This window comes from Paenibacillus sp. V4I7 (assembly GCF_030817275.1).
In the GTDB taxonomy this organism is placed as follows: domain Bacteria; phylum Bacillota; class Bacilli; order Paenibacillales; family NBRC-103111; genus Paenibacillus_E.
In genome coordinates, this window is record NZ_JAUSZD010000002.1 from 4,330,090 (window position 1) to 4,343,038 (window position 12,949).

General features: G+C 43.7%; 8 protein-coding genes. All 8 read right to left on the reverse strand.

Annotated features, from left to right (window positions below):
- Position 1: 1 nt before the first annotated feature.
- A complete protein-coding gene (locus QFZ80_RS21165; protein WP_307560851.1) occupies positions 2-2,359 on the reverse strand; it encodes a helix-turn-helix domain-containing protein in 2,358 nt (785 codons plus the stop codon).
- A 147-nt stretch (positions 2,360-2,506) separates the two neighbouring features.
- Complete coding sequence (locus tag QFZ80_RS21170; RefSeq protein WP_307560853.1) at positions 2,507-3,388, reverse strand: carbohydrate ABC transporter permease; 882 nt, start codon at positions 3,386-3,388, stop codon at positions 2,507-2,509.
- A 10-nt stretch (positions 3,389-3,398) separates the two neighbouring features.
- The gene (locus QFZ80_RS21175; RefSeq protein ID WP_307556068.1) at positions 3,399-4,328 is read right to left on the reverse strand and encodes an ABC transporter permease; all 930 of its coding nucleotides are present in this window, start codon (positions 4,326-4,328) and stop codon (positions 3,399-3,401) included.
- A gap of 89 nt (positions 4,329-4,417) precedes the next feature.
- Entirely contained in the window at positions 4,418-6,040 is a 1,623-nt protein-coding gene (locus QFZ80_RS21180) for an extracellular solute-binding protein (RefSeq protein ID WP_307554436.1), read from the reverse strand.
- A 330-nt stretch (positions 6,041-6,370) separates the two neighbouring features.
- On the reverse strand, positions 6,371-10,282 hold the full coding sequence (locus tag QFZ80_RS21185; RefSeq protein WP_307560855.1) for a polysaccharide lyase family 8 super-sandwich domain-containing protein: 3,912 nt from the start codon (positions 10,280-10,282) through the stop codon (positions 6,371-6,373).
- 165 nt (positions 10,283-10,447) lie between these two features.
- Positions 10,448-10,858, reverse strand: coding sequence for a hypothetical protein (locus QFZ80_RS21190; RefSeq protein WP_307560857.1), 411 nt, complete (start codon positions 10,856-10,858; stop codon positions 10,448-10,450).
- Positions 10,833-11,984 carry an extracellular solute-binding protein gene (locus QFZ80_RS21195; protein WP_307560859.1) on the reverse strand — a complete coding sequence of 384 codons (1,152 nt, stop codon included), beginning with the start codon at positions 11,982-11,984 and terminating at the stop codon, positions 10,833-10,835. The genes QFZ80_RS21190 and QFZ80_RS21195 overlap by 26 nt, the downstream gene beginning before the upstream one ends.
- 85 nt (positions 11,985-12,069) lie before the next feature.
- The gene (locus tag QFZ80_RS21200) at positions 12,070-12,948 is read right to left on the reverse strand and encodes a carbohydrate ABC transporter permease (protein WP_307560861.1); all 879 of its coding nucleotides are present in this window, start codon (positions 12,946-12,948) and stop codon (positions 12,070-12,072) included.
- Position 12,949: the final 1 nt, after the last annotated feature.

Consider the following 12,949-nt stretch of genomic DNA (forward strand, 5'->3'; position numbering starts at 1 on the left):
ATCAGTTCATTTCCTTGAATTTCCCGGGAGTAATCCCCTCGTACTTTTTGAACACGCGAATGAACGTCGCAACCTCATTGTAACCCACATAATTGGCAATATCGGATATGGAGTCTTGCTTATAGCTGATCATGCGTTTGGCTTGCTGAATGCGAACCTTTGTAATGTAATCGAGCAGTCCCTCACCCGTTTGATCCTTAAACAATCTAGAGAGATAACTACCTTTTAACTCAAAGCGTTCACCGATAGTATTCACATTTAAATTAGAATCCTGATAATGCTCGTCGATGTAATGAGTCACCTTGGAGATAAGCTCACGCAGCGTCTCTGCGCGCTCTTTGGACAAGTTCGTCTCCATTTTCACAGCTGCAAACGCACAAACTTCTTTGAGCAAGGTTTGGAGTTCATGCTGCATTTCCAGTATCGTATCACAGGCGATGATCTTATCCATCCACAATGGATTGTCTTCTAAAATACGGCTATCACCGTCTCCTAGTTCATTGATCGCCTTCACCATCGTACCGACAAGATTGAAAATGAGACATCTAGCCAAGGTTAGTGACACGAGGGGCTTATTGAAATTCCGCTCCATAATTTCGTTCATACTAGCACTAGCCTGTTCAAAATCGCCAACTTTTATCAGATTTATAATCTGCTGCTCGACCTGAAGCGGATAATAATAGCCCAGCTGTTGCTGATCCGTGGAATCGATTCGAATCTCATCATAGGTGATGATCTCTCTTTTCCCTCGAACCATCTTATATTCCATGGCATCCAACGCCTCACTATACGCTTCGGCGACTCCAAACAAGGAGCCATGGATGCCGCCGATGGATAACGTAAGATCCATGCGGAATCGAATTAAAAACCGCTGTGCTTCTGTGGCAATCCAATGAAGGTCCTGCTTCATTTCAACAGCTTCGATATCTGCAAAGTTCACAAGACAGACCATCATATCATCTACTTCAGCCACATAACCCGCATGCCCACGCTGCCCAACAAGTTCTTCCACGACATTGGTTATAATGAACTGTATGAGTTTCCTTCTTTCATTCATATCCATTCCCGGCAAATTGGTGGAAAGGCTGTCCTGATTCTCAACAGCAAATAAAATGACAGCAAAATCAGTAGAGATTAAATCAATATGGAACGATTTGAAAGCTTCCTCATATGGAATCAGTGTATCCATCTTCCCTTTCAGAAGCCGATTGAGCATATTGGATCGCAGCACATGGTGATGGGATTGTAATTGTAAAGCTATTTTATCTTTTTCATTTCTTGTTTGTGAAATTGCTCTTTGGATGAAGTTAAGTTCATTGCCATCTGGCCGTTCCTGGGTGGAATTCTTATCAGAAAGCGACTGAACCAGCCGCTGAATAGGCGAATAATTGCGGCGCATAAAAAACCATGTCAATACGCCTGCTCCCATTAAACTTATTAAAATGCTAATATAGGTGAATTTACGGACATATTCTGCTTTCTCCCAATAAATACGACTAGGAATAACCAAAACATATTTCAAATCAGACACGGCAGATTGCATATAAAATAGCTCTGAATCCCCATTCTGCGCCGGCTTGTACATCACATCATCCCTATCCAACAATTGCTCCAAAATAAGGTTCTTATTGACCGACACAGGTAAATTGGAAAGAAGAACTTGATTATCATGATTAAGAATTAAAATCTGTCCGCCACTAAATCCTGAGATTGTTTCCATCGACTTCTGAAATTTTTCTATATCTGCCATGACGACGACGGTACCCGTTTGTTTACCGTTCAAATCCTTAGGCAGGTGTGCGATATAAGCGATTGAGTTTTGAGAATTCGCCGCATCCGCGCGAGGCAATAAGAGAAATTGGTTATTAGCCGCATTATGTATCGTATCGAGCCATTGCTCGTAGCGAAGCGTTCCTGTGTTATGAATCGTATCAAAAGCAGTCTTTAAGTCCCTAACATTTCCCGGACGGAGGATCGATGATTCCTGATCCCAAGTGACATAAAATTCATCGATCGTTGCATATGACGTTTGGTACATCCTAAATTCCTTCACCAATTGAAAAGCGAGGAACTGATCGTCGTTTGACCGTAGATTGGAGTACATTAAGCTTTGAAGCTTAGCATTCCAAGTGACCTCCATATTCAATCGTTTCATTAAATCGATTTGATTATCAATCGTATATCGGACTTGTTTCAATAAAGAATCATTCGCACGATGAATCTCGCTCTTTAGTGCTTCACTTGATTGCATATAAATAATCCAGCTCATCATCATAGGTACGAACAACACCGCGCTATATGAAATTAACCAAGTAAAAATAATGCTTTTTCGTTTCTGCCAAAGAAATCGGATCTTCACATGGATCTCCTCCCATTGAATGGTAGATGAATGTCTGAAGGGATTGTCTCCACTTACCTCTATTATACCTCTGATTGCAAAGGGAGGAATGTCCAAAATGACAAAACCGATTGACAAAAGCTCTATTTAACCCGATTTTATTCGGTTTTAACCTTTCAAAGAACCTACCATAACCCCTTTTACAAAGTAACGTTGAACAAAAGGATAGATACAAAGCACAGGTACGGTAGCTACGATAATCGTCGCATATTTAATCGTTTCACCTATTTGATGTCGATCTCCCGCATCTGCACCTACTGACATTCCGTCTGTAGAATTCGAGATTAATATCTCACGGAGTACAAGTTGTAAGGGGAACAGATCTCTGCTTTTAATAAATACAGAAGCATAGAACCAAGCATTCCATTTATCAACCGCATAATAGAGAATCATAACCGCAATGACCGGCATGGAAAGCGGAATAATGATTTTGAACAAAATGGTGAAATGATTTGCTCCATCAATCTTGGCCGACTCCTCTAAACTATCGGGTACAGACATGAACGCCGTACGCATGATGATGAGATTGAAGGTACCGATCGCAAATGGAATAATCGTAGCCCACAACGAGTCCAGTAGGCCAACATTCTTCACAACCAGATATAAAGGAATTAAGCCCCCGTGAAAAAACATGGTGAAAACGATGATCAGCATAAATGCTTTATTCCAAATGACATTTTTCCGTGAAAGCACGTAAGCCCCTAAAGCTGTCATCAAAATATTCACTAAAATACCGAACACAACGATAAATAGCGTATTGCGGTATCCGATCAGAATGCCTGGGTTTTTCATGACACCTTTGTACGCTTCCAAACTGAAACCTAAGGATTTATACAGAATTCCCTTGTGAGCCACGAGCTGACCTGCTTCACTAAAGGATGCGAAGACGACATATAACAATGGATATAAAGTAGCAACCACTAGCACTATTAAAATGAGATGAATACCAATATCGAACAATCTTTCAACTATACTAGGTCCCTTATTCATTTGCTTCACCTCACCATAAGCTGCTTTCATTTACTTTGCGGCTGATATAATTGGCTGTAACCAATAAAATAAGATTGATTACAGAGTTAAATAAGCCGACTGCTGAGCTGTAACTCCAACCGAATTCAAGTAACCCCTTACGATAGACAAAGGAAGAAATGACATCCGCGGTTTCATAAGTGACCGGATTGTAAAGGAGAATAATTTTCTCGAATCCTACATTTAATAAATTCCCCATTCGCAATATGAACATGATAGCAATCGTTGGCATGATGCCTGGTAAGGTGATATGAATGATTTGCTTCCACCTGGTTGCTCCGTCCATACGCGCAGCTTCATACTGCTCGGTATCAATACCCATTAATGCCGCAATATAAATGATGGACTCCCAACCAATTCGCTGCCAAATCTCCGAGAGAATATAAATAGGACGGAATAAATCAGGCTTCTGAAGCATCGTCTGGCCATCATATCCAAACGTCATAAAGATCTTGTTGATCACACCATCTGCATTCGTAAAATCAGTTATAATCCCACAAATGACAACAAGTGAAATAAAATAAGGCATATACGTAATGGTCTGAGCCACACGCTTGAACATCTTGCTGCGCACTTCATTGATTAGCAAGGCCAGAATAATCGGCGCTGGGAATTCAAATACCAAGGAGTACAAACTGATAACAAGCGTATTTTTTAAAATGCGCCAAAAGTAAAAACTGCTGAAAAAATCTTGAAAATGCTTAAATCCTACCCACTCGCTGCCTAGAATACCTTTCATGGGCGAATATTCTTTGAATGCAATCAGTGCTCCATACATAGGGGCATAATGAAAGATAATATAATAAACAAGCACAGGAACCATCATCAGATACAAGTATTTATTCATTATAAAATCACGAACATATCGATTTATGCCCGGTTTTTTCTTTGCTAGTACCATACTTTTGTGCGGTTGCGTAGTCTCCATCTTTTCCCTCACCTCATTCTGAATGGATGGAGAGAGCAAAGCTCTCTCCACTTTGTTCCGCATTATCTTTTGTTATAACGATCCAAAGCTGCCTTTTGAATTTCAATCGCACGATCCAACTTCAAAGATTTCATTTTATCTAAGTATTTCGGATATTGATCGACGGATTCAGTTCCAAGAACGATTTTTAAGGTCATTTCATCTACCAGCGTATTAATGTCACTCATGATTTTTGCATATTCCGAACTCTCTTCCGGCGTTGGCGTAAGCGGAGGCAGACTATACTTATCTGTATCCGTTTTCTTCCAAACATTGATCGCCTCACGCTGGGTTGGCAATGTAAAGAATTGCTCGGCATATCGTTTATCTTGGATAAACGGACCGTTATAGCTGCCGCGAACGTACATGGACATTGCTTGCGCCGGAGCTAATTTATCTGGGTTTTTCATCAATAAATCTGTATATTTCGGATAACCGTTCTCTAAATTGTAGCTAACGCCTTCTGTACCGAAGTTGAAAAACATGCGTCCAGCTTCACTATAACCATAATCCAGCAGCTTCGTCGCGAGTTCCGCATCTTTCGCCTTCGTCGTAATAGCCACAATCCCTCCAGAGGAATACGGTTTATCCTTTTGACCAAATTTAGGGATATCTCCTTTTTTCAACACTGGGTAAGGAGCTGCGACCAATTGTGCTTTCGGATCTTTCGCTTGGACAATCGGCTGCCATTTCCCAATACCGCCTCCAGCATTCCCAATACTTGCTCCCGTGCTAGCTGTGGAGAAGTTTCCATCCAACGCTTTCGAATCGACAGTGGCAATATTTTTGTCCAGCAAGCCCTCTTTATACCATTTGCTGAATAATGCCATATAATCTTTGTATCCGCTCTCCGCAGGACCGAATTTGATTTCTCCATTTTCCAAATAGAAATGGCGGTTAACCCCAAAAGCCCCTAGAAACGCGCCATTATAAGATTCATTGAAAAAGTTCGGTTTACTGATGAAAGAAAGAGGTGCAGCTGCTCCTTTCTTTTCTTTAAACGCTTTAAGGGCCGTTGTCCATTCATCAATCGTTTCTGGTACAGGAAGACCTACCTCGTCCAGCCAATCTTTGCGAATAATTGGACCTTGGAATACTTGCAGATACTCATCTCCCCGAATGAAAGGAAACGCATAGTAGCTGCCGCTATCGGTTTTTACCATTTTGTCAATTGCGGGATTGTCTTTCAGAAATTTCTTAAGGTTAGGCGCATGCTTGTCGATCAAATCATTCAATTTAAGGATGTATCCATCCTTAATCGCCTTCTCAGGTCCACCAGGGAAAGTAAGGAAATTATATTCGATGATATCGGGCAAATCCCCGGATGCCAACATGACATTAAGAGCCTCTTTGGCCTGACCCGTCGGCGGTGCGGAGAACTTGAGCTGCACGCCCGTTTTTTTCTGCCAATCTTGAAAGAAAGGAACTTCAGCGTGGGTTGTTTTAACACCGGTTAAATTGCCGGTTAGCTCGCCCCAATAGGTCAGTGTCTTATCGGTTTTGATTGGGTATGTCGTAACAGCGTTGTTCGCGGATGGAGATTGCGTTTCTTTCGTAGTATTAGGTGTAGATCCCGTCTGAGAGGAGCAAGCAATCATAGTGCCCATCATCAAGACAGTCATAGTTGAAGCTAACATTTTCTTCATTCATTGACCCTCCAGTAATTTTATGGTGAGATGCATCTCTTCCCTTAGATTAATGGAACGCCTCTGGCATAAATATGAGTAAAATGAGGAATGGCATGTTGATTTTCATTCAGAAAACTGATTATTTCGCCAAAGCAATAGAGTATTTCTAAAAACATTAGCCATATTTACAAAAAAAGAACGACTTTCGTCACTTGCCTATCTAAATTCCCATCTCCTCCGATTATTTTCTTGCAATCTCCAGTCATTTCAAGCGCTTAATCGCCAGTTTTCAAGAAAAACCCGACTTCGTCCAATCGGACAAAGTCGGGTTCCGTGTCTCAACACATGTTAGGATTTACACTGTGCGATGGCTTGTAATAATAGTTCCGCAAACACGGCGTCAATCTTTTTGCCAGATTGTGCACGAATGTGATTCTCCAATTCATTCCATTCGTTTTTCTTCTGATTCTCATCATCTTCCCGTTGAATCTTATCTATCATCGATAGCAAGCTGTTCAATATGCCCTGATTGGTGATCCAGCCTTGTTGGTAAGCGTAGTGAACAGCTTCGTCCAAATGATGGATATCCATCCGTACTTTCAGCAAGTATGCTGCGACAGTTTCGTTCCCTGCCTTATCAACCGTTTCTACCTTCACCGCATGTTCGCCAATTGCAAGTGATAACGGACTAAACGAATAAGGGTGGTTTATTGGAACACCGTCCAACTCAAGAGACTCGCTTGCCACGCCGCTCACCGGATCGGAGATATCGAATTGCAGGCTGCCGTCATCGGTCCAATAGACATCCATCGTAACGGTAGGAACGATGACGGGAGCTGCTGAATCGATCATGATTGCTGCCGTTTGGATTGCTTCTTGATTTCCAGCATGATCGATACTGTAGAACTGGATTTGATGTATGCCTTCTTCAGCAACAACGATGTTGTTCCCTTCCACAAAGGCGCCTCCATCCAAACTGTAAAACGTCTTCTGCACACCGCTGTCATCATCACTCGCTGTTAATGTCACCAACTGCGCAGTACGCTGCCAATCAGACTTGGCGTTAGTTGCCGTAACCGGCGCTGCTGTGTCCTTTTTAAATGTGACGACATGCGTTTTGCCGAAAGATCCTGTGACAGCAATATTCAGTTTTAAGGAAGGCATCGTCTTCACAACCGTAACCGTGTCATCCGAACGAACCAATGATAAGCCTGCCTTGTTCAGTTCAAGCGAAATGGTGCTTTGTTGCTGCGTCGGATCGGAGACGGCTACGGTCAATTCGCTGTCCGTTTCCTTCACCATCACGGATGCCGGATTTTGCGCGGAAATGAAATCAACCGATGCCGGATTCCAGAAATTCAACGCCGTAATACCTAGCTTTTTCTCTCTGACCGCATGTACGTCCGTTGTATTGCTCAGCACCTCAACATTAGGAGCGCTGCTATAAAGCGCTATATCCGCTGTATTTTTATGAGGCAGCATGACATAGGAATAAGATGCATTCGATGGCGTTGCCCCGTGTTCAAAGGCTAAACTTAAATAATTTCGCGTGATCGGAGTGCCCGATTGTCCGCTATTAATATCTTTCCAGGCACCGGTTCTCGCTTCGCGTAAACCAAACACATTAGAACCCTCAGGAAAATAATAGCCGATGTCAGAACCCGGCGCATTTCCGGCCAAGTGAGCCCACTTCACGTCTCCCATCGTTTCCGACCACCCGAGCTGGCTCGACTTCACGGTTCCGTTAATCGTGAGCGCATTATCTCCCACATCGTTTAACTTGCGGTTATCGATAATGGTCTCCACCGCTTGCGGTCCGGCTGTCGTGCTCGAAATACCGGCACCTAATGCGACGATTTCATCATCGAACATAAACCAAGATTTTTTACCCTGTAGATTGCTTCCAGTCGATTGGGCAAGTGAGAAATCCATACCAGCTGCACCATAAAGGTTATCGATGGACGAGCCGCCGACCCATGTTTTCGGATTCATATAACTTTTCCACTCGACGGGCGTCGTACCTTTCCCTGATCCATCCGTTGTCGTGCCAGGCAGCCGGAAGGAATCCACAGTGGGCCAAAAATCATTGCGGTACTGGGTAAGATCGTGATCATATAAAAAAGTCATCCCGATGCCCGTATACCAGCCCTTCAGATTCTCATTATTGCCCTTTTCAAAGGCAGAGATCCGGTTTGAGAACAGACTGAGCCCGAAACCATATCCTTCACGTAAATGGACAACTCTGTCCATACCAGCAAACACTTGGTTTTTCAGCAATTCTCCTCGAGGCTGGATCGAAGCATCGTTCATCAATTTTTTGACTAGAGACAGCTCGTAAATCGGCAATCCCTCGTAATAATTGGCATATGTCGTATCCGACTGAATCCATTCTTTGGCCATTCGCTTAATCGATAATGCTACGTCCGCAGGTGCCCCCTCGGCTAAACGAAGTAAGGTAACAATCGTGCCTCTAGCGCTTCCTGAGCTTTGTCTAGAGATCCCTCTGCCGTTCACCATATCCATAAAGAGTCCTTTATAAATAACGGGTTCAAACGTATCCGATACCCAATCGTAAACATGATTCACGTTAGGATCCGCTACCGGCCATGGTGAACCATTCAACAAAAACGTCATATCGGCCGCACGATTGAGCCATACTGCACCGTACCCCGCTGTGTACGCGATGTTGGTGTGTTGAACAAGTGAACCATCCTCATAAACACCGTCTCCATGATCTGTGTAAACAAATTCCGGACCGATGGAATCAAGTCCTTGTGTGATCTTCGCACTGTTGCTTCCGATCAAACCACGCATCGTAACGACCAATGCTTTGTCGAGCAGGTTAGCTCCGGTTTCCGTTACATTGTTGAGTGTTCTCTTCTTCGGATCTGGAACGAAACGATCGACGGCTTTGATATACTTGCTTATTTGCGCCGGTGTCAAATGAGCGAACATCAACACAATCGTATCGTTCAGAATTTGCGGCGTTCCGATTTCCCAATCCCACCAGTTGCCGTACTCACTTTTGTTTTCGTTGTATCGATTAGCATACATCCAGTCCAACGCACTGATGATGTCATCTCGCAGCGCCGTATTCTGATACAGGCTTGAACCTTGAACAGAATAAGCGAGCGCCATGGCCTTCAGCCTGCCATAAGCATTAGATATTTGAGCCGAATCCGTCGCGCTGGACAGATCGTTCCACAAATAAGAACGACCCACAACTTTATTCAGCGTATCCCAATGCCCGGTTGAGTTTTCATTCGATACGCTACCGGCTAACTTAGTAAGGTTAGCGGCAATATCCGGATCAGCCGTATTGTACGAAGTGCCACCCGTTAATTTGCCATACCATTTCAGACGCAGCTCGCTGTAAGATTGAATCGTTTCAGCAGATTCTACGTTAACAAGACATTGAGCTTTTATCGTTCCATCTGGTGTCGAGACCATAATTGTAGCCGAGCCTAACCCTTCTCCGGTTACTTTTCCATTACTGTCCACTGTTGCTACATTCGGATTGCTGGAACTCCAGACAACTGTTTTGTCCGCTGTGTTCGCTGGTGTGAGCGTCGGTGTAATCGTTACTGTTGCATCTTTGGCCATGGAAAAGGCGGTTTGATCTAAAGCAATTCCCGTAATCCCGTTATATTCCTCCAAACTAATATCGTCAAACCATACTTTTCCTTTGCCCGTTTCAAGGAAAGGTTCAATGACCAACCTCGTGACACCCGCTGGTATGGTCATAAATACTTGCTGTAAAGTCCAATCCTTCGTACCTAACAACTTGGCAGAAGCAGGACCGTCTCCAACTTTACTCGTGTTATAGTATTGCGTTCTGAAGTAAGCCCCTGCGCCCGTTACGTTGTCGGTTTTTACCCACACTTTAAGTCTGTAAGATTTGCCGGCAGTTACTGTCGTGACACTTTGATTCACAGATACTCGGCTTGTTGCGAAGGCATCAAACAAAATCGACTTGCTCCCTTCATGATACGTGGTTGAATCCAGCATGACGTTCACCGTTTTATTCGGAGCTTTTCCGCTCCCGGTTGGAATCCATAGCCCCCAGCCAACAGGGACAGGACTTGTGACACCGCTCCAGGCGGCATCCGTTGTTGTGGTTGTCTGCTCGAAGCTTCCATTCGTCATCAGGTTCACCGCAGCAGCTTCTACCTTAAGGATAGCGTTTTCATAAAAGGGAATGTACGATCCAACCATGCTAAAAATTAAACTGACAGCTAACAGCATACTTACTTTCCTCATTAACTTCACCTCGCTAGAAATTAATATAAAAGCAATTAAAATGTAAGACATATAACGGGATTTGTATATCGACGATATTTGAACCATATCGTTTTTTTATGAAAAGTAGAGAACAAAACCCGACGAAGCCAATAAAAGGTCATAGTCGGGTCTGAGATGCTGCAATTATTTCTTGTTCTTTTCTTTAAAGAAGTCACTCGTTTCTTTTACGTGCTGCTGGAAGCTTGGGTCGTCTTTGTACGTTTTCACAAATTTATCCCAATCTTCTATGGAATTCTTGCCGATAATTACGTTAACCAGCATATCGTTAAGCTTCTTGTTCCAGTCCGCGCCCTTTTCTTTAAATGGGGTCGAATTCATCAAGCCATAAGTCGGATCCGGGATGGAGCTGATCGAGTCAACCAATTTTTTATTTGCCTCAAATACATCGTTCGGGATACCCGATACTTTCGCTCTAAGGTATTTATCAAAAGTACCCGTCACCCATTGGCCGGTCGTATCGCCCGAATATCCTTTTTTCTTGCCTTCTTCCGTTTGTTCGACAAAGCCGTCAGGCTTTATATTTGTAATCAACATCCTGAATACCGTACACAGCCAGGTTATAACCTTCTAAAGAAGCTGTGTAATCGTAAACTTCAAGAATTTTCTTCAGCTTATCCTCGTCTACAGATTTCTTATTGATCAGGAATTGACCGTAAAAACCGCTCGCTTGCTCGTAATAGGCTTTGCCGTCCGCTGCTTTTGGAAGCTCAAAAGCAACCAGATTTGCCTTAGGATTCGTTTTTTGCAGCTCAACATTGTATTTGTAGGCATCAACAACGTTAGCGATGGCAAGTCCTGCCTTCCCTTGCACGAGCATGTCTTTGATTTGTGCTGTTTTGAGTACAGGGAAGTCAGGCAAGATACCGCCTGTTTTGTAAACTTTGTTCCAATTGATTAGCGCTTCTTTCGCTTGCGGCGTCCACCAATATGGAGTCAAGCCTCCATTCTCTTCCTTCCACTTTGTTCCTGTTCCGAAAAGCGACAATAAATAACTAGATGGTCCAGGAGATCCAGGAAATACAGCGCCGTACGTGTCCGCAGTGCCATTGCCATCTGGATCTTTCTTCGCAAATGCTTCAAGCACGTTGTAAAGCTCATCCATTGTTTTCGGCGGCTGCAAGCCGAGCTTATCTAGCCAATCTTTGCGGATTAGCAGCGATTCATGACCGTCCAACGGTCTGACGCGAGGCAGCGAGTAGAGCTTTCCTTTGAGCGATGCGTTCTTGTACACATTCTCCGGATATTTGGCCAAGTTCGGGTAATTTTTAACATAGTCTGTTAATTCCCAGAAAGCGCCTTGATCGATCGCATTCAAGAAGGCAGGCGTTGAATTGAAGTCCTCGATGAATAGCACATCCGGCAAATCTCTGGACGCGAGCAGTGCATTTAATTTTTCCGATATTTGAGCGGATGGAATCCAACTCAGCTTCAGGTTGACATTTAATTTCTCATTCAGCTTTTTAACCGCTTCCAGTTCGCCCGTTGGAGCTGCGGCGAAGGCCAGCGTCGTAATCGAAATATCTGTCGGTTTCGCAGGCTTGCTGCTTGCTGTGCTGCCTGCCTTTTGACCTTCATTTGATGCGTTGCCGCAAGCCGCCAAGGATGCAGTAAGTGCAGCCGCTGTCATAACAACAGCCATTTTTTTTACCATTGGTTTCATGTGAGGACCTCCCAGGAATAATATCTTTATATTTACCTCTTCTGCTGTGCGTTTAAGCCAGCATCACCCCTTTCAGAGCTAACCTTTATCCTTTCACAGAGCCAACCATCATGCCTTTGACAAAATATTTTTGCAGAAACGGATACACGATGACGATCGGAAGTGATGAAATAACGACTGCGGCCATTTTGATCACCTGCGGAGGCACCGTCTGCTCACTCTCCAGCATTGCGGCAATAGACGGGTCCGCCATTTGCGAAGCAGAAACCAGCATCATTTGCAGCAGAACCTGCAGCGGTCTTAGCGTGTCAGTATTAATGTAGAGAACTCCACTGAAGTACGTATTCCAGTAGGCTACAGCATAAAACAAACCGAATGCCGCAAGCGCTGAAACGGACACAGGCAGCATAATACGAATAAAGACGCCGATATCGGAGCATCCGTCGATTTTGGCCGCTTCCTCCAATTCATCCGGAATTTCCTGATAAAAGTTTTTCATTAAAAAGACATACCAAGCGCTAGTCAATGCGGGCAATATGAGCGCCCATACCGTATCCATCAAGCCAAGACTGTCCACAAGTAAATAGTTTGGAATCATACCTGGGTTAAAAAGCATGGTCAGCAAAATCGCAACCAAGAAAAATTTCTTTCCCTTCAGCCTTTTACGCGATAGGACATAAGCGAGTGCACTCGTAACGATTAGGCTCAAAAGAGTACCGAAGATCGCTAAAAATCCGCTGACTCCCATCGCTTTCACGAACGAATTGGTTGAAAAAATAAACTCGTAAGCTGAGAGACTCCATGTTTGTGGAATTAATACGATGGACTTGCTCATGTACTCTGTCGGATCGGTAAAGGATACAAGTATGACATACAGAAATGGCAGCAAGGTCACAAGCGCAAAAATGGTTAACACTGTGTAGTTGATCGCCGTAAAGAATTTCACACCGAAACTGCTATTCATG